General features: G+C 71.5%; 15 protein-coding genes and 2 pseudogenes. 7 read left to right on the forward strand and 10 right to left on the reverse strand.

Annotation, left to right across the window (positions count from 1 at the left end; genetic code table 11):
• Positions 1-27 precede the first annotated feature (27 nt).
• Positions 28-684 (forward strand): HAD family hydrolase, encoded by a 657-nt coding sequence (locus ACTFTM_RS11555; protein ID WP_449565788.1) that lies wholly within the window; start codon positions 28-30, stop codon positions 682-684.
• Positions 685-804: 120 nt separating this feature from the next.
• Positions 805-1,689: an aminoglycoside phosphotransferase family protein gene (locus tag ACTFTM_RS11560; RefSeq protein WP_449565789.1), complete on the forward strand. Its 885-nt coding sequence runs from the start codon at positions 805-807 to the stop codon at positions 1,687-1,689.
• A gap of 57 nt (positions 1,690-1,746) precedes the next feature.
• Here ACTFTM_RS11560 and ACTFTM_RS11565 read toward each other — a convergent pair whose 3' ends face one another.
• A complete protein-coding gene (locus ACTFTM_RS11565; RefSeq protein ID WP_449565790.1) occupies positions 1,747-4,356 on the reverse strand; it encodes a glycoside hydrolase family 9 protein in 2,610 nt (869 codons plus the stop codon).
• A gap of 250 nt (positions 4,357-4,606) precedes the next feature.
• Here ACTFTM_RS11565 and ACTFTM_RS11570 point away from each other — a divergent pair, with 250 nt between their 5' ends.
• Positions 4,607-5,332 carry a PP2C family protein-serine/threonine phosphatase gene (locus ACTFTM_RS11570; RefSeq protein ID WP_449565791.1) on the forward strand — a complete coding sequence of 242 codons (726 nt, stop codon included), beginning with the start codon at positions 4,607-4,609 and terminating at the stop codon, positions 5,330-5,332.
• 7 nt (positions 5,333-5,339) lie between these two features.
• Here ACTFTM_RS11570 and ACTFTM_RS11575 read toward each other — a convergent pair.
• The 3 genes and pseudogenes from ACTFTM_RS11575 to ACTFTM_RS11585 all read right to left on the reverse strand — a co-directional run.
• Positions 5,340-6,326: pseudogene (locus tag ACTFTM_RS11575) on the reverse strand (ATP-dependent helicase C-terminal domain-containing protein); the annotation flags it as partial.
• 156 nt (positions 6,327-6,482) lie between these two features.
• Positions 6,483-8,027, reverse strand: a pseudogene (locus ACTFTM_RS11580) (helicase-related protein); the annotation flags it as partial.
• A 172-nt stretch (positions 8,028-8,199) separates the two neighbouring features.
• Entirely contained in the window at positions 8,200-9,033 is an 834-nt protein-coding gene (locus ACTFTM_RS11585; protein WP_449565792.1) for a SigB/SigF/SigG family RNA polymerase sigma factor, read from the reverse strand.
• A 380-nt stretch (positions 9,034-9,413) separates the two neighbouring features.
• Here ACTFTM_RS11585 and ACTFTM_RS11590 point away from each other — a divergent pair, with 380 nt between their 5' ends.
• The gene (locus ACTFTM_RS11590) at positions 9,414-10,169 is read left to right on the forward strand and encodes a hypothetical protein (protein WP_449565793.1); all 756 of its coding nucleotides are present in this window, start codon (positions 9,414-9,416) and stop codon (positions 10,167-10,169) included.
• On the opposite strand, the gene ACTFTM_RS11595 is transcribed toward ACTFTM_RS11590, so the two are convergent.
• The 3 genes from ACTFTM_RS11595 to ACTFTM_RS11605 form a co-directional block, all read right to left on the reverse strand.
• Positions 10,118-11,707, reverse strand: a complete 1,590-nt coding sequence (locus ACTFTM_RS11595; RefSeq protein WP_449566610.1) for a phospholipase D family protein — start codon at positions 11,705-11,707, stop codon at positions 10,118-10,120. The two genes, ACTFTM_RS11590 and ACTFTM_RS11595, sit on opposite strands and share 52 nt — an antisense overlap.
• A 472-nt stretch (positions 11,708-12,179) precedes the next feature.
• Positions 12,180-12,911 (reverse strand): hypothetical protein, encoded by a 732-nt coding sequence (locus tag ACTFTM_RS11600; RefSeq protein ID WP_449565794.1) that lies wholly within the window; start codon positions 12,909-12,911, stop codon positions 12,180-12,182.
• A 446-nt stretch (positions 12,912-13,357) separates the two neighbouring features.
• Entirely contained in the window at positions 13,358-13,708 is a 351-nt protein-coding gene (locus tag ACTFTM_RS11605) for a hypothetical protein (protein WP_449565795.1), read from the reverse strand.
• Positions 13,709-14,001: 293 nt separating this feature from the next.
• Between ACTFTM_RS11605 and ACTFTM_RS11610 the strand changes: the two genes are divergently transcribed.
• Both ACTFTM_RS11610 and ACTFTM_RS11615 read left to right on the forward strand, forming a co-directional pair.
• Positions 14,002-14,769: a DUF5753 domain-containing protein gene (locus ACTFTM_RS11610; protein WP_449565796.1), complete on the forward strand. Its 768-nt coding sequence runs from the start codon at positions 14,002-14,004 to the stop codon at positions 14,767-14,769.
• Positions 14,766-14,957, forward strand: coding sequence for a DUF397 domain-containing protein (locus tag ACTFTM_RS11615; RefSeq protein WP_449565797.1), 192 nt, complete (start codon positions 14,766-14,768; stop codon positions 14,955-14,957). The genes ACTFTM_RS11610 and ACTFTM_RS11615 overlap by 4 nt, the downstream gene beginning before the upstream one ends.
• Before the next feature lie 56 nt (positions 14,958-15,013).
• Here the strand turns inward: ACTFTM_RS11615 and ACTFTM_RS11620 are convergent, their stop codons facing one another.
• Both ACTFTM_RS11620 and ACTFTM_RS11625 read right to left on the reverse strand, forming a co-directional pair.
• On the reverse strand, positions 15,014-16,000 hold the full coding sequence (locus ACTFTM_RS11620; protein WP_449565798.1) for a pirin family protein: 987 nt from the start codon (positions 15,998-16,000) through the stop codon (positions 15,014-15,016).
• An 11-nt stretch (positions 16,001-16,011) separates the two neighbouring features.
• A complete protein-coding gene (locus ACTFTM_RS11625; RefSeq protein ID WP_435207420.1) occupies positions 16,012-16,494 on the reverse strand; it encodes a MarR family winged helix-turn-helix transcriptional regulator in 483 nt (160 codons plus the stop codon).
• 157 nt (positions 16,495-16,651) lie between these two features.
• Between ACTFTM_RS11625 and ACTFTM_RS11630 the strand changes: the two genes are divergently transcribed.
• Entirely contained in the window at positions 16,652-17,185 is a 534-nt protein-coding gene (locus tag ACTFTM_RS11630; protein WP_449565799.1) for a GNAT family N-acetyltransferase, read from the forward strand.
• A gap of 20 nt (positions 17,186-17,205) precedes the next feature.
• Here ACTFTM_RS11630 and ACTFTM_RS11635 read toward each other — a convergent pair whose 3' ends face one another.
• Complete coding sequence (locus tag ACTFTM_RS11635; protein WP_449565800.1) at positions 17,206-17,901, reverse strand: VOC family protein; 696 nt, start codon at positions 17,899-17,901, stop codon at positions 17,206-17,208.
• Between the last annotated feature and the right edge of the window lies 1 nt (position 17,902).

The following is a 17,902-nucleotide window of genomic DNA, read 5'->3' on the forward strand; positions in this document are numbered from 1 at the left end:
GCGGCATCACATGGGACGGGGGACAGGTTGATCAATGCGGTGTTCTTCGATGTCGGCGGGGTGATCCTCGACGAGTCCCGCGAGTTCGCGGCCTGGGCGGACTGGCTCGGCGTGCCACGGCACACGTTGTCGGCGGTCTTCGGCGCGGTGGTCGCCCGGGGACTGGACTACCGGGAGACGTTCCGCACCTTCCGGCCCGACTTCGATCTTGAGGCCGAACTCGCCGCCCGAGCCGCCGCCGGTCAGCCGGAGACGTTCGGCGCGGAGGATCTCTACCCGGACGCGCGTGGGTGTCTGACCGCCCTGCGGAACCAGGGTCTGCTGGTGGGCCTGGCCGGTAACCAGCCGGCCCACGCCGAGTCGACCCTGCGCTCTCTCGACCTCGACGTGGACGTGATCGGCACGTCGCACTCCTGGGGCGTGGCGAAGCCCGCGCCGGCCTTCTTCGACCGGGTCGTGGCCGAGGGCGGCGGCGACCCGGCGTCGATCCTGTACGTCGGGGACCGGCCCGACAACGACGCCCGTCCGGCCCAGGAGGCCGGGATGAAGACGTGCCTGATCCGGCGCTCGCCGTGGGGGCACATCCTCGACATGCCGGGCGTGGCCGACCGGTGCCTGTTCCGCGTCGACTCGCTGCACGAGCTGCCGGCCCTGATCGCCGCACACAACAGCCGAGCCGAGTAGCCGCACGCAAGGGCCGAGCCGCACGCAAGGGTGGGGCCGCAGGCAATGGCGGAGCCGAACGCAAGGGCGGAGCGGATCAGCCGAGAACGACAGCTCCGGGCGCGGTCGTAGGGTTTCGCTGTGACCGTCCAGAGGATGCCGGCCGCGGAGGTTCCCGTCTCTGTCGAACTGGTGCGCGGTCTGCTCGACCAGCAGCATCCCGATCTGGCGGACCTGCCGGTCGAGATCCTGGCCAACGGCTGGGACAACCTCGTGTGTCGGCTCGGTGCGGAGTTGCTGGTCCGGTTGCCGCGGCGCGCCATAGCCGCCGAGCTCATCGCGCACGAGCAGCGTTGGCTGCCGGAGCTGGCCAGTGGCCTGCCGTTGCCGGTGCCAGCGCCGGTGCGTCTCGGGCAGCCGTCGGGCCAGTACCCCTGGTCGTGGAGTGTCGTGCCGTTCTTCCCGGGCCGGATCGTGGCGCTGTCGGCGCCCGACGACCCGTCGTCGGCAGCGGCGACGCTCGGCGGTTTCCTGGACGCGCTGCACCTACCGGCTCCTGCGGAGGCCCCCGTCAACCCGGTGCGCGGGATTGCACTGCCCGGGCGCGCCGCCGGGGTCCTGAACGGGCTCGCGCACCTCGATCCGGCCGATCGTGTCGCCGCACTCGGGATCTGGGAGGTGGCCGTCGCCGCACCCACGTGGAACGGCCCGCCGCTGTGGCTGCACGGGGACCTGCATCCCGCCAACATTCTCGTCGACCGGGGTCGGATCAGCGCCGTGATCGACTTTGGTGACATCACCTCGGGCGATCCCGCGACCGATCTGTCCGTGGCCTGGATGCTGTTCACGGCCGAGCAGCGCGCTGCTCTTCGGCGGGCGTACGGCCGGGCGGACGACGCGACCTGGGAGAGGGCACGCGGGTGGGCGCTCGCCCTGTCCCTGGTGTTCCTGACGCACTCGGAGGACAACCCCCTGATGCGTGGCATCGGCGAGCGTGCCTTGCGCCTGGTGCTGGATTCGTCGTAGCGGACGGGTGGTCCTGGTGGCCGCCCACGGGGGAAGGGCGGCCACCAGGGGTCGCGGTCAGGACAGCGCGCAGGCGTTCCCGTTGACGGTGACCAGCCCCGGACTGGGGTTGGCGCCGCCGTTGGTGGTCGCGTTGAAGCCGAACGTCACCGTGCCGCCAGGAGCGATCTTGGCGTTGTACGACTCGTTCTTCGCCGTGACCGTCGCGCCGGACTGGGTGACCTTCGCCAGCCAGGCTTCCCGGACGCGCTGGTCGCCGGTGAACGCGAACCGGGCGGTCCAGCCGTTGACGGCCGTGGACCCGGTGTTGCGGATGGTCAACTGCGCGGTGAACCCGGTGCCGCCCTGCCAGGCGCCGTAGTTGGCGTAGTTCACCGAGCAGGTGACGGCCGGTACCGCGCCGGAGTCACCCTGGTCGGCCAGGAACGAGGAGATCCAGGCCAGCGCCGAGTTCCAGTTGATCGCCACCTCGTTCGTGGAGTACGAGTTGATGTCGTCGACGTAGCAGAACATCGGCTTGCAGCCGGCGAGCAACTGCGCCACGAACGGGTCCTGCAACGCCGCGTTCGCCCCACCGGCGAGGGATCCGGCGGGCGGGTGGGGCAGGTTGGCGTCGAGCTGGTGACCGAAGATCCGGCTGTGCTGGTTCTGCGCGGCGTGCTCGCCCCAGCCGGTGACGTAGGAGATGTTCAGTGCGTTGCGGCCCAGGATGTAGTCCATCGCCTGCACGGCGCCGTCGCGGTAACGGGCGTCGCGGGTCAGGTCGAAGGCGGTGGCCAGGACGATCGCGTTGTTGATGATGCTGCTGTTCGCGCCCCAGAAGTAGCTGTCGGCGTCCCCGGGCATCGGCAGCCCGTACGCCTGGCGGCGCAGCTCGGCGAGGTACGCGTCGGCGGCGGCGGTGACCGAGGCCCGGACCCGGGTCAGGTCGGCGGCGGGCAGCCCGTTCGGCACGGTGGCCAGGTCGAGGCGGCCCAGCGCGGCGACGCTCTGCCAGCCGAAGCCGCGCGGCTCGAACACGTTGCCGGTGTGGTGCGGCGACGCGGTCAGGTCGGTCAGGTAGGTCTGCGCCCCGGTGGTGAGGTACAGCTCGACCGCCGCCCAGTAGAACTCGTCGGTGACGTTCGAGTCGTCGTACGCGCCGCCGCCGGTGCCGTCGGTGGGGCTGGCGTACACCGCGGGGTGTGCCTTCGCGGCGGCGTAGGCCGTCTTCGCGGCCGTGCCGCAGCGGGTCGCGAACGCCGCGTCGTACGGCGCGAAGAGTCGCGCGCACTGGGCGGCGGTCGCGGCCATGTTGAGGGTGGCCGCGGTCGACGGCGGGTGCAGCTCGCGCGGCTGCGGGTCGTCCTGCGGGGCGAGCGGCAGGCCGGTCCAGTTCTTGTCGTGGATCTTGTGGTGGACCATGCCGGCGAGCGGCTTGCCGGCCGGCACCTGCATGCGCAGCAGGAACTCCAGCTCCCAGCGGGCCTCGTCCAGGATGTCCGGGACGCCGTTGCCGCGCTCGGGCACCCGCAGGGTGCTGTCGGCCAGCCCGTCGCCGCCGTTGGCGGTGGCCGCCGTCTTGGTCCGCTCGAAGGTGTTCAGGAGCTGGTAGGTGGCGATGCCGCCGTTGACCACGTACTTGCCGTGGTCGCCGGCGTCGTACCAGCCGCCGCGCACGTCCAGCGAGTAGTCGCAGACGCCCGGCTGGCAGGGCACGCTGGTGTCGCCCTGGTTGGGCGCGACGCCGAGGTGACCGGCCGGGCGGGCGTACTCGTCGCCGATCAGGTCACCGTCGATGGCGATGCCGCTGCGCTGGGCGTAGAAGAACTGGAGCGAGTCGGAGCGCAGTTGCTTGTAGAGGGTGCCGGAGATGTCGAACGGGTGGCTGGTCTCGCCGTCGACGGTGAGCGTCAGCCCCGCGCCCGGGGTGCGGTAGCTGGAGAAGTCGACGGTCTGCACGTTCTGCCCGGAGGCGTCGTCCACGCCACGCGTCGTGGTGGTGCCGCTGGCCACGACCGCGCCGGACGCCGAGCGGAGCTGCCAGGGCAGCGGCGTGGTCGCCTCGGTGACCACCGTGGCGTTCTTCGGGCCGCCCGGCAGGTAACCGACCTGGTTGACGCGGACGCGGGGCCCGGTGTCCGGCTCGTACGGCGCGGGGGGCTCGCCGCCGCGCAGCGACACGTCGTCGAGGCAGATGGTCTGCGCCTGCGCGCTGCCACCCACCTGGAAGATGAGCTGGGCGTTCTGGTTGTCGTCCGGAACGGTGAAGGTCGACTCGACGCGCTGGACGGTGCCGGTGGCGGCGGCGTCCACGGCCGCGTACGTGGTGTACGGAGCGCTGCCGAGCTGGAGCACGGCCTTGACGGCGGTGCCGGGCGTGGCGGTGATGTCGAAGCCGAGCGTGTACTCGGCGCCGGCGGTCAGCGGCACGCCGTCCTGGCCGATGCCGGCGTCCCACGGGTTGGCGAGTCCGCCGGGGACGGCGGCGCAGAGCTGGCCGTCGGTGACCCCGAGTGAGTCGGTGCCGTAGGAGAACCACGGGCTCACGCCCGCGCTGAAGTCCCCGTTGTCGATCTGCTCGGGGGCGTCCGGGGGAGGCGCGGCATGGGCCGCTCCGGCGCCCGCGCCGGTGAGGGCCAGGGCGGTCGCCGCAGCCAGGAGGAGGCGACGTTTGGATGGCGTCACGGGGTAGTCCTTCCGGGACGGGAGGTGAGGCAGGTGGCGGTGGCGACCTGGGAGCGCTCCCAGGTCGAAGCTCGATGTTTCCAGTGGTGGTTCGTCCTGTCAATTGATCCGACTGGATGGGATCTGCCGTCCGACAAGGGCCGAGGCGCGCGACGGGGGCGGGACGTGAGACGTGAGATTGGCCGCGCCACGCGCCGTCGTCCTGATCTCCTAGAGACAACTGCGCCCTTCGCCTGGCAGGCTGCCTCCCATGACCCTGAAGCTGCGTTCCGTGGGAACGAGCGACCGTGGGCTGATCCGCAGCGGAAACCAGGACGCCCTGCACGCCGGCACCTGGCTCGTCGCCGTCGCCGACGGCATGGGCGGAATGGCCGCCGGTGACCTCGCCAGCTCGCTCACCATCGACGCGGTCGCCCCGCTGGACGTGGAGACACCCGAGGACGCCCTGGTGGCCGCCCTCCAGGACGGCATCGCGCTGGCCACCGCCCGCATCCGGCAGGCCGTCGTCGACGACCCCGAGCGCCAGGGCATGGGCACCACGTTGACCGCCCTGCTCTTCGCCCGTACGGGTAGCTGCCTGGCCCTCGCCCACGTCGGCGACTCGCGGGCCTACCTGTTCCGCGAGGGCGTGCTCAAGCAGATCACCCGGGACGACACCTTCGTGCAGATGCTCGTCGACCAGGGTGTGATCACCCCGGACCAGGCCAGCAGCCACCCGCGCCGGGCCGTCGTCACCCAGGCGTTGCAGGGCGAGGACGTCTCCCCGTCGTACGCGACGATGGTGCCCCGCGCCGGCGACCGGTGGCTGCTGTGCAGCGACGGCCTCTCCAACGTCGTCCGCCCGGACACCCTGGCCGAGGTGCTCGCCGCCTATCCCGACCAGTCCGCCTGCGCCGGCAAGCTGATCGACCTGGCGCTGCACGCGGGCGCTCCGGACAACGTCACCGTCGTGGTCGCCGACGTCGTCGAGGAATGACCCCTGGTCAGCGTCGGCGCGGGGCCGCCCGGCGGGTCGGCGTCGCCGTGTCCGGGTCCTCGGGCCACGGATGGCGCGGATAGCGACCGCGCAGCTCGGCGCGGACCTGCGGGTAGCCGGTACGCCAGAACGACGCGAGGTCCGCGGTGACCGCCACCGGCCGGCCGGCGGGGGAGAGCAGGTGCAGCAGCACCGGCACCCGGCCACCGGCGATGCGCGGGGCCGCCGGCCAGCCGAACGTCTCCTGGAGCTTGACCGCGAGCACCGGCGCGGCCGGGTCGGCGTAGTCCACCCGGACGCGGGAGCCGCTGGGCACCTCGATGCGCTCGGGTGCCAGCTCGTCCAGGCGCGCGGCCTGCGCCCAGGGCAGCAGCCGGCGCAGCGCCGAGGTCACGTCGACCCGGTTCAGGTCGGCACGCCGCCGGGCGGCGGCCAGCTCCGGCCCCAGCCACGTCGGCAGGGCGGCGAGCAGCGCCTCGTCGTCGACGTCCGGCCACTCGGCGTCGAGGTGCAGCCGGCAGAACGCCATCCGCTCGCGCAGCCCCCGCGCCGCCGGGGTCCACGGCAGCAGTCCCAACCCCTCCTGACGCAGGCCGGTCAGCAGCGCCGCCGCCACCTCCGCCCGGTCGGGACGGTCCAGCCGCCGCGCCACCAGCTCGATCGCGCCGAGCCGGGTCACCTCCCGGGCCACCACGTCCCCGTCGGACCAGCCCACCTCCCGGCGCGTGGACAGCAGCGGACCCGCCGCCTCCCGGGCGGTCGTCTCGTCCAGGGGCGTGGCGCGACGGATCCGCGCCGAGGGCGCGCCGGGGCGGCGGTCCGCGACCGCCACCGCGAGCCAGTCGGCACCGGCCAGCTCCGACCCGGCCGCCAGCTCCGCGGCGGTCCCGCCCGTCATGAGGTACGACGACCCGCCCGGCCGCCGCACCCGGGCCAACCGCTCGGGGTACGCCAGACCGACGACCAGCCCGGCGGCGAGATCGTCGGTCAGCCGGTCGCGGTCAGCGGGCGCGCCGGATTGAGGGGGCCCTGCGGTGCCGGCCCGTGCTGCGGAGCCGGTCTTCGCTGCGGTGCCGGCCCATGCTGCGGTGCCGGCCCATGCTGCGGTGCCGGCCCGTGCTGCGGTGCCGGGCGCGGCGGTTGCCTGGGCACGCCCGGGACCGGCGCGCTTCTCGTCGGGCGAGGCGGCGGGCAGTGCGGCGCGCAGGCGGCGTACCTCGGCACGCCAGCGGGCGGTGGCACCCGCGTCGACGCCGGCGCGGAGCCGACGCCAGCCGGCCACCAGGTCGTCGCCCGGGCCGGCGGCGCTGTCCTCGGCGAGCAGGGCGACCACCTCGGCCGCGCGGTCGACGCCGACCCGGTCGGCGGCGTCGAGCAGCGCCCGGGCCAGCCGTGGGTGCGCCCCGGCGGAGGCGATCGCTCGCCCCCGCCCGGTGATCCGACCCGTCGCGTCGACCGCGCCCAGCGTCTCGAGGGTGTCCCGGGCGACGGTCATCGCGGCGGCCGGTGGGGCGTCGGGCAGCGCCAGACCGACGCCGTCCGGGCTGCCCCAGGCGGCCAGCTCCAACGCGAACCCGGTCAGGTCGGCGGTGGCGATCTCCGGCTCCGGCCGGGCGGGCAGCCGCTCGTGGGTGGCCTCCGACCAGCAGCGGTAGACGTGCCCCGGCGCCTCGCGGCCGGCCCGGCCGGCCCGCTGGGTGGCGGCGGCCCGGGAGACCGCCACGGTGACCAACGCGCCCAGTCCACGGGCCAGGTCGATGCGGGGCACCCGGGACAGCCCGGCGTCCACCACCGTCCGTACGCCCGGCACGGTCAGGCTGGTCTCGGCCAGCGCGGTGGAGAGCACCACGCGACGACGGTCGTCGGTCCGGGGGCGCAGGGCCGCATCCTGCTCGGCCCCGCGCTGCCGGCCGTGCAGGGGCAACAGCGCGACGGTGTCCCGCAGGTCGGCGAGCCGGCCGGTGACCGCCGCGATCTCACCTGCGCCGGGCAGGAAGACCAGCACGTCGCCGTCCTGCTCGTGCAGCGCCCGCCGGACGGTGGCGGCCACGTGGTCGAGCAGGGCGCGGTCGACCGGACCGGCCCCGGGCGGCGCGACGGGCCGGGGCGGCGGCGTCCAGATCCGCCGCACCGGGTGCAGCGCCGACTCGGCCCGGACCACGGGGGCCGGGGCGGTCCCGCCGAGCAGCGCGGCGAAGCGGTCGGTGTCCGGCGTGGCGGACATGGCGAGGAGCCGCAGGTCGGGCCGGAGCGTGGCCCGGGCCTCCACCGTGAAGGCCAACGCCAGGTCGGCGTCGAGCTGCCGCTCGTGGCACTCGTCGAGCAGCACCGCGCCGGTGCCGGGCAGCTCCGGGTCGTGGTGCAGGCGGCGGACCAGCAGGCCGGTGGTGACCACCTCGATCCGGGTGGCCGGGGAGACCCGCCGCTCGCCGCGTACGGCGTAACCGACCCGGTCGCCGACGCGCTCGCCGAGCAGGTCTGCCATCCGCCGGGCCGCGGCGCGCGCCGCCACCCGGCGGGGCTGGGCGATCACCACCCGGCCGTCGACCCGGTCGGCCACCGCCAGCGGTGCGAGGGTCGTCTTGCCGGTGCCCGGCGGCGCGACCAGGACTGCGGCGCCGGCCGCGTCGAGCGCGGTGAGCAGCGCCGGCAAGGTCGGGCGGACCGGCAGGTCCAGGGTCACGTCGGAGAGCACGGCCCAGTCTTGCACCGGTCCGCGGCAGGCTCGATGTGCCGGCCCCGGGTCGCGTCGGCGGGATGGAGCGGATGCGAACGGCCGGACCGCCGCCCCGAAGGGAAGCGATCCGGCCGGTGTTCACACGATCGAGGACCGGGGCGACGCTGACCCGTCCTCGATCGTGAAGTCCCTAGTAGGTGCCGTCGAGCTGGCCCCGCAGCTTGGTCAGGGCCCGAGCGAGCAGCCGGGAGACGTGCATCTGCGAGACGCCGATCTGGTCGGCGATCTGCGACTGGGTCAGGTTGCCGTAGAACCGCAGGGTCAGGATCTTCTGCTCCCGCTCGTCGAGCGTGGCGAGCGCCGGGCCGAGGGCGACCCGCAGCTCGGCCAGCTCGAACTCGTTGTCCTCGCCGCCGAGCATGTCGCCCAGCTCGGTGGCCCGGTCGCCGTCGCCGGTCGGGGTGGACAGCGACACCGCGTTGTACGCGCGGGCGCCTTCCAGGCCCTCCAGGACCTCTTCCTCGGTGAGCTTGAGGTGGGCGGCGATGTCGGCGACCGTCGGCGAGCGGCCGAGGGTCTGCAGCAGCGAGCTGTTGGCGTCGGAGATGGCGAGCCGCAGCTCCTGGAGACGGCGCGGTACGCGGATGTCCCAGGTGCGGTCGCGGAAGTGGCGCTTCAGCTCGCCGATGATGGTGGGGATCGCGTAACCGGCGAAGTCGACGCCGCGCGACGGGTCGAACTTGTCGATGGCCTTGATCAGGCCGACGGCGGCGGTCTGCGCCAGGTCGTCGGTCGGCTCGCCCCGCCCGCTGTAACGGTGGGCGAGGTGGTTGGCCAGCGGCAGCCAGGCCTCGATCGCGCGGTCGCGCAGCGCGGCGCGGGACGGGTGGTTGGCGGGCAGCGCTGCCATGGCGTTGAGCACATCGGCGGCGCTGTCGCTGAGCGCCCGCGGGTCAAGCTTGGTGGTGCTCTTCTGCTCGACTGCTGTGGTGCTCGCCTGCTCGGTGATCGTTGGCGCGGTCATGGTGGTCCTCCCTGCACCTCGTCCGCGGACAAAAAGAAAGTGGCGCTTAGGTTTAGCTTCAGTTGGGCCGTTCGGGAGTCACCTTAACCTGATCGGCTCCCGGAAAGCTAGCCGAAAGGTTGATGTACTTAAGGTGTGTCACGTAACAAAACGCCCAAAAGTGGCGGCGAGCGCGCAGCTGGTGAGGTCTCTTACCCGTTTCGAGGGCGAATCTTGCGGCACCCGGTCATCCCCGTGCGGCCGACCGGTCGGTCCGGGAGCCTCCACCGACCGGTCAACATGAAATCCGACAACCGGGCAGGTGTGTCGCCTATCCGTCGTTGTCCCGCCGGCGGGACCGGCCGTAGCGTCGCGGAGTAGACACCCGGTTCGGAGGCACCATGCTCGATCCAACCGCTCCCCAGCTCGTCGTGAACAGCCAAACCCTGTACTTCAGCTGGTTGCCAGCGGACCCCGACGCGGTCGCCGCCCTGGTCCCCACCGGGCTGCGTCCCCGTGCCGACCGACAGGTGTTCCTCAACCAGTACGTCGTCGAGGACGAGACGCAGACCTCCGGCTTCGGTGCGTACTCGTTGACGTACCTCGGCATCTCACTGGTCGGCGTGGACGCGCCCGGCGGCCTGAGCCCCGGTGGCTGGTGGACCCACTACGTGGCCTCCAGCCGGGTCGTCCGCGAGTACGCCACCGCGCGTGGCGCTCCCGCGCAGGCCGGACGGACCACCATCGGCGTGAACGGCGACGAGCTGCTCTCCGAGACCGAGGTGGACGGGGAGCCGCTGATCCGCGCCCGGTGCCGGGTGGGGCAGACCGGGCACGTGATCAGCAGCGGGCACCACCGCTACTTCACCCGCCGTGACGGCCAACTGCTCAGTTCGGTCTACCCGTACGTGGCCGAGCCCGTGACGCCGTTCGAGATCGAGTCGGTGGAGTTCCTGCAACCCCGGCATCCGATGTACGCGCTGCGTCCCGCCAACCCGCTGATCATCGGGTTCGGCTACTTCTCACCGCGCTCGTCGTTCGCGTACCCGGGAGGGCTGACCGTGCACCCGGGCGCGGCCGGCCTGCCCGAGCCGGCCCGGCCGGCTCACCAGGTGCCGGCCAGCCTCGCGCGCAGCGGCCTGCCGTCGGGGTCGTAGACGAGCCGGTACACCGGCAGCGCCCAGGCACGCGTGAACCAGGGCAGCCGCTCGGGGCGGTGTGGGCGCAGCCGGCCGGGTGGACGGTCGCCGACCTGGCCGCCGTCGTACCACTCTTGCAGTTTGTCGGCCGCGGCCGTGATGGCCGCGACCGCGTCGGCCGGGTCGAGCAGATCGGCGTCGTCGGCGCCGTCCGGGTCACGGTCCAGGTGCTCGCGCCAGAGCCGCAGCCGCAGGTCCCGGGCGTAGGCCCGGGCACCGTCGCCGAGGCCCGCCGGGTCGGTGGGCGTCCGCTCGTCGCGCGTCTCATCGAGTACGGCACACGACAGCTCGCTGTCGTGGGTCCAGGAGCGGCGGTTGAAGTTGTCGCTGCCGACGCTGGCCCAGACGTCGTCGACCACGCAGACCTTCGCGTGTACGTACACCGGGGTGCCGGCGTGGTTCTCCACGTCGAACACGTGCACCCGATCCGGGGCGGCGCGTTCGCACAGCGACAGCGCCTGCTCGCGGCCGACCATGTTGGGTGGCAGGGCGAGCCGGCCGTCCACGTCCGGGTGCCGGGGCACCACGGCCACCAGGTGCAGCTCCGGGTTCTCCCGCAGCGCCTGGGCGAACAGGTTCGCGACCTCCGTCGACCAGAGGTACTGGTCCTCCAGGTAGATGAGGCGGCGGGCCCGCTGTACCGCCTTGGTGTAGCCCCGGGCCACGGTCCGCTCGCCGTCCGGGGCGAAGGAGTAGCGCGGCCGAACGGCGGGGTAGGTGCGCAGCACCTGAATCTGGTGCGGCCCACACTCGGGCGGGTCGGCGGGCTGCTCGGGCAGCGGGTCCGGCCGCAGGTCCGCGCCACGCAGCCGGTCCCGCGCGTACGCCATCGGGTTCTCCGAGTCCAGCGGCATCGGGTCGGTCCAGCGCTCCCGGAACAGGGTGTCCAGCGCGCCGACCACCGGCCCGCGCACCGCGAGCTGCACGTCGTGCCAGGGCGGGTTCGGGCCGTACCGGGAGGACATCTGCACCGGCTGGGGGTCGCCCCCGTGCGCGGCGTCGTCGCGGCGGCTGTGGCACAGGTCGATGCCACCGGCGAAGGCGACGTCCCGCTCCGGGGCGTTCGGGTGCCGCAGCACCACCAGCTTCTGGTGGTGCGAGCCGCCCCGGCGCACCCGCTGGTCGAGCAGCACCTCGCCGCCGGCCGCCGAGACCGTCTCGCTGAGGTTGCGGTTCTCCGCCTCGCTGTACGCCAGCACGTCCAGGTGTGAGCGCCAGATCAGGCCCTTGACCACCACACCACGCTGGGCGGCCTGCGCGAAGAGCTGGGCCACGGTGGGGCCGTCCGGGCGCAGCCGCTGGTCCGGATCACCCCGCCAGTCGGTGAAGAAGAGGTGGTCACCGGCGGTCAACGCCTCCACCTCCTCGACCAACCGGTCGAAGTACGCCGCCCCGTGAATCAACGGCTCGGCGAGGTTTCCCCTGGTCCAAACGGGTAACCCAGACACCGGGTTGGCGCGTTCCTGCGCAGTGAGGAACCAGTCCTGTAACGGCACGTCCAGCCCCCCGGAGGTCGACAACGTCCTCACGGTAGGACCCCCGACGCGGGTCCGCATGCCAGGCCGCCCGACCGGTGACCTGGATGACGCCACGCGAGCAGCGACAACAGCCGAGGAGGCCACACCATGCCCCGCGAAACGACGAACCCCGTGAACGAGTACCGCGAGCCGGCGGTGGAGAGCGAACGGGGGGCGCTGGTAGCGGTGTTGCTGATGGTGATTCTTGGTGTCGCGGGGATTTTCGCGGTCTCCTAAGGCGACGGCTGGCCCCGACGCGTTGATCGTCTCGAGATCGCCGATGTGGGGGCATCCCGTCGCGCGGAAGCCCCCACATCGCCGACCTGGAGTGGGTCGCCCACGCGATCGGCCCGACCTGTCCCCGCCCGCGGCTGCCCGCTGGCGCGAACGGGCGCCGACGCCTGTCTCGGTGGTCGACCGGGGTGACGGTCGCAAGCATTGGAACCACCGCCTACGGATGACAGGCAGGCTGCCTTCCTGGAGCCTTCACAAACACCAGAAGTACTAGAGGTCGATTCCCGGAGCCGCCAGCGCTCCGCCGAAGGCTGCAGAACTCGATCTGCTGAATTTGGCTCGATGGGAATCTGGAAACCGTGCTGTCCGGCCACAGCAGTTGGGTCGTCTGTTCATTCTCCTCCAAAATCCAGCCAACGCCCTCGGCGTATCCTTCAATCTGAACCCTGACGGCGGGGAGCCAAATACCCTGACGCGGGTCTCCTATGAGTGGAGCGGCTATAACGGCGCACATCGCGTAGGCAATCGCGACTGCGCCAACGTGCCGTACGAGCCAGGATCTCACAAGGTTCAACTGCCATGGCCCCACCTGGGGAAGTGGCACCTGAGCGAATTCCTGAATAAGGCGTGAGAACGCAATCACGAAAAATACGATCGCGAGGCCGATCTGTACGAGGATGTCCCAGGTATTCGCGGGGGTCAGTAGGAAGCTGATCCCGACCAACGGGAGAAGCGTCAAGCCCGTCCGCCGCCTGCCCTCGATCGTCGCCGGATCGTCCGACAGGCCGTACTGATAAACCAAGTACGTCCCCGGGAGGGCTACCAGCAATAGTGGGACAATCGACAGGTACACGGAGAGCAGCACGGCGGGAATGTTCAGTGTCGAAAGAAGGGCGCTCAGAGTCGCATCGTTCCCGTTGGCAACCAGCAAGACCTTTGCTCCGGCCATCAAGATTGGGACTCCGGCAAGAAGGGGTCCTAGCACCTGCACGAGAAACTCGTGTGGTGGGGTATCAGGCTCTGCGCTGGTCGGTCGACGGACTCTACTGATCGGCATGCTTCTTGACCGGGGGCGGCGCGCCATGCGCCTATTCTCCTTGGAGCGTCAACCCATGACCCGGACGTGGGCCAGGTCGACCTTCCGTAGAGGATTGCGGTCAGTCGCTGGTAGGAGACTGCTGGTTCGCAGACCCGATAAGTTCGACTATGGGGATCAGTAGTGCTTGAGGCGCCCGACGAAGGAACGCAAGGCCGGCGCGCAACGGCGGGTAATGCCCTCGGCGCGGGGATCTTCTCAAGCGCCAGGTGCAGGGTGCTCCGTGATGACTGTGGTGATGTTGTCGAGCATCTGAAAGATGCGGTGGTCGGCTGGCCGAGACGGTGACCAGCGTGGATCTAGGTATCGCAGTGCAGGTCTGCCGGCTCGATGATCGGCTTGCGGAAGGGTCCCCATCCCACGAAACGGTCGTACAGGGCGCGCGGGCTCGGACCGTCGTGGGGGTTCAGGTGGTACAGGTCCCGCATCGCCTCGTACAGGAGCCCGGCCAGGTAGATCGACAGGCTCGGCATCTTGTGCTCGTACTCGGCCTTCAGCATGAGCCGCGCGGTCGCGCACGGCCACGGCAGGCCGTCGGCGCGGCAGGCCCAGTGGGGGCGTAGCGGTGTGTGCGGTGGGGCCTGGCCGTGCCGGCGCGGACGGTCCGCGACCGGCCCGCGCTCGGGGCCGGAGATCTGCGCGGAGATCACGCCCGACTCCCGTTCGTTCGCTGTGCCCGGATCAGGTGGCCCACCATGGGGACGGTCTCGCTGCGCCAGAACGTGAAGCGCACGGTGCCTCCTTCGCGCTGTCGTCGTGGGAAGGGGCCGCCCCCGTGAGTGCTCGCCGGACAGGGGCGGCCCCGGTACGAACGCGTCCGCCGGGTCTCGGGTGGTCCCTGCCGGCCGCGCCGTCTGGTGCCACCTTGCCGCCTGTTGCCTAACGAATACACAGCGTTGCACTATCTCCTGTGGACGCCCGGGACGTACCGAGGAGTTATCGGATGAACCACGCAGTCATCGAGGCCATGTCGGCGGCTGGCGAGACAGCGGACAGCCTTGCAGCTCAGATTGGTGTCGACCCCAAGACCGCAGCCAAATGGGCCAACCCGGGGCGCATTCCGCAGACTCGGCATCGGGCCAAGGTTGCGGCATTGCTCAGGCGTGAGGAGGCGGACCTTTGGCCGGACGTTCTGAAACGTCGCGAACCTTCCTGGTTCCGTCTCTGGGCGGACCTTGAGCGCGAAGCCCTGTCGCTGCGCAGCTACCAGCTCGCATGGGTGCCCGGCCTGCTGCAGACCGAGGCGTACGCCCGCGCCACGCTGGCGGGAGAAGATCTGACCCCCGCCGAGGTCGACGACCTGGTCTCGGCTCGCATCGGCCGACAGGCGATCCTGCGACGAGATCGGCCACCACTGCTCATCGCGGTCGTCGACGAGGCCGTGTTTCGGCGCACCTCCGGTGGCAATCGGGCCTTGATGGCCGAGCAGTTGAACCGACTTGTCGAATGGTCGGCAATGCCAGCAGTTCAGCTCTACGCCGTGCCGACCTCGGCCGGCATGTATCCGGGCCTCGGCGGCCCGTTCACCATCGCCGACATGCCGGACGGTGGGCGGGTGGCGCACGTGGACAGCCAGGCGGCCGCGCAGATCGTCGATCAGACTCCGGACATTGTTACGCTCGAACGACGATGGGAGCGTGTTCGCGGCGAGGCCCTATCGCGAGCGCAAACCCTGGACCTCATCAGGGAAGCGGCAGCATCATGGACATGAGCGGCGCACGGTGGCGCAAGAGCACCAAGAGCGGCAACAACGGCGGCGACTGCGTCGAGGTCGCCGACAATCTCCCCGGTGTCGTCCTTGTTCGCGACACGAAGGACCGTGACGGCGGGACGCTGGCCTTCGGGCCGGCGCAGTGGCAGGGCTTCATCGACATGGCGAAGGCCCACGAGACGGCCTGACCTGTCCTACGCGAAAGGCCCCCGGAACGAACCGGGGGCCTTTCGCATGGTCAGGGTCAGGGACGCTGGCGCTTGCCGTCGGTGTGCGGGATGCGCTCGGTGGGGATGACGCCGAGTCGGCCGGCCTTGAAGTCCTCGAACGCCTGGAGCAGCTCGTCGCGGGTGTTCATGACGAACGGGCCGTACTGCGCCACCGGCTCCCGGATGGGCTGACCGCCCATGATGTAGAGGTCGAGCGCCGGGGTGTTGCTGTCCTGGGTGGCGTTCGCGCTGAAGCGCAGGGCGTTGCCGGGACCGTGCACCGCGAGCTGGCCGGTGTGGACCGGTCGGCGCTCGGCGCCGACGGTGCCGCGCCCGCCGAGCACGTACACCAGGGCGTTGAAGTTGGGGTTCCAGGGCAGGTCGACCTGCGCGCCGGGCTGGACGGTGACGTGGCTGATGGTGATCGGCGTGAACGTGGAGCCCGGCCCCTTGTGCCCGGCGATCTCACCGGCGATGACCCGGATGAGCGCGCCGCCGTCCTCGGTGGTGAGCAGCGCCGACTCCCGGCCCCGGATGTCCTGGTACTGGGGCGGGTTCATCTTGGCCTTGCGGGGCAGGTTGACCCAGAGCTGCGTGCCGTGGAAGAGGCCACCGCTCGTCACCAGGTGCTCCGGCGGCGCCTCGATGTGCAGCAAGCCGCTGCCGGCCGTCATCCACTGGGTGTCGCCGTCGGTGATGGTGCCACCGCCGCCCTGCGAGTCCTGGTGGTCGAAGACGCCGTCGATGATGTACGTGACGGTCTCGAAGCCGCGGTGCGGATGCCACGGGGTGCCCTTCGGCTCACCCGGCGCGTAATCGACCTCGCCCATCTGGTCGAGGTGGATGAACGGGTCCAGGTCGGTCGTCGACACCCCGGCGAAGGCCCGGCGGACCGGGAAACCCTCACCCTCGAAGCCGCTGGGCGCGGTGGTCACCTTGCGGACCTTGCGGATCGTGGTGGCCTTGTGGAGCTTGGGCAGTCGGGGCAGGACGAGGACGTTGTCAACGGTGATCGCGGGCATCGCGGGGCTCCTTAGCGTGAGGCGTGGGTGTTCGACGTGGTCCCGGCCGCCCGCAGGCGGCGGCCGAGCCGGTCGAAGATCCGGGTGAGGCAGGCGACCTCGGCGTCGTCGAGGTCGTCCATCAGATGGGTACGCACCGACGCCAGGTGGTGGGGTGCGGCCTCGGTCAGGGTGAGCAGTCCGGCGGCGGTGAGCACGGCTTCGCTGCCGCGCCGATCGTCCGGGCAGGGCTCCTTGCTGACCAGGCCGCGCCGCTGCATCGAGGAGATCTGGTACGTGAGGCGGCTGGGGGAGAAGACCAGGCGGCCGGCCAGCTCGCCCATCCGCAGTCGTTGCCCCGGTGCTTCGGAGAGCAGGACCAGCACGTGGTAGTCGGCGAAGCTGAGGTCGCTGTCGGCCCGCAGGTCGTCTTCCATCTGGGTGAACAGTCGCTGGCTGGCCTCGATGTAGGCGCGCCAGGCGGCCGCTCGGGTGCTGTCCAGGCTCTCTGTCACGACCACGACGATAGCACTAGTTAAAAATTTAACTAGTGGCGTTGCGGGTTGTCTGCGTCACTTCTGTCCGGTTGCCGGGTTGCTTCGTACAGCTTTGAAGAAGACTGTGGGTAATCGGGCGGCGGGACCGACGCGACGTGTGCCAGACTCCGGCCTCGTGGAACACGTGGAGTTCACCGCCGACGACCTGCTGCTGCGCCCCTGGAGGGACGCGGACGCCCCGGCGGTGCTCGACGCCCTGCGCGACCCGGCCATCGCCCAGTGGAACCCGCAGGGCGACGGCCCGATCGACGACCAGGTGGCCCTGCTCTGGGTGCGTCGCCGGGCCGACTGGTCGGCCGGTGACCACGCCTCGCTGGCGGTGGCCGATGCCGGCGACGGGGAACTGCTCGGCTCGGTGTCGCTGCACCACATCCGCCACAGCGACGCCTCGATCGGTTACTGGACGATGCCGGCGGCGCGCGGGCGCGGTGTCGCGACGCGGGCCGTGGCCCGGCTCACCGCGTGGGCGTTCGACGACCTCCGGCTGCACCGGATCGAGCTGTGCCACGCCGTCGCCAACCCGGCGTCCTGCCGGGTCGCCGACCGCGCCGGCTACCCCGCCGAGGGGACGTTGCGCGAGTCGTACCGGTACGGCGACGGCCGCCGCTACGACGAGCACCTGCACGCCCGCCTGTCCACCGACCGCTGAGACTTGCCGGCCAGCCCGGTCTACGACCCGTCCCGGCCCTGCCAGGTCGTCACGCAGACCTCGTTGCCCTCGATGTCGGCGAGAATCCAGAAGGCAGGGGCGCGGGACGCGGACACGAGTCGGCCACCGGCCGCCAGCGCGGCCTCGATCCGCCGGGGTGCCTCGTCGTGTGGGACGCAGACATCGAAGTGGATGCGATTCCGTTCCGTGCGTGGCCGATCCATCTGCTGGAACCACATCGCCGGACCCTGCCCCACTGGGTCGACGATCGGATCCTCGGGACCGTCGGCTCCCGCCTCGTCCGCGTAGCCCAGGACGGCCTTCCAGAACGGCCGCACCGCCGCGATGTCGAGCGCGTCGACAGCGATCTCCACGAGCTGGACCGACCGCGGCGCCCCCGTACCGATCTCGGGCTCCGTCCGGAGCCCGCCGCTGCACACGGTCGCGGAGATCCGATGCGCGAGGTCGATGTCGCGGGCGGTGAGCGCCGCCTGATCCATCGACTGGAGGGTCAGGACGACCCGTTCCGGACGCAGATCAGCGCGCAGGTGCCCATCCGCGTCGGCACCGCACTCCGCGACCACGCGCCCCACCACCTCGACCGCCTCGGCCAACGAGCCGACGGGAACCGACGTGCGGAGCGCGCCCAGCAAATACCGCCATCCCTGGTCGCTGATCGCGTCCGAGGCCGCCCGCCGGCTCAGCACCTGCTCCATA

The organism is Micromonospora sp. RB23 (assembly GCF_053585025.1).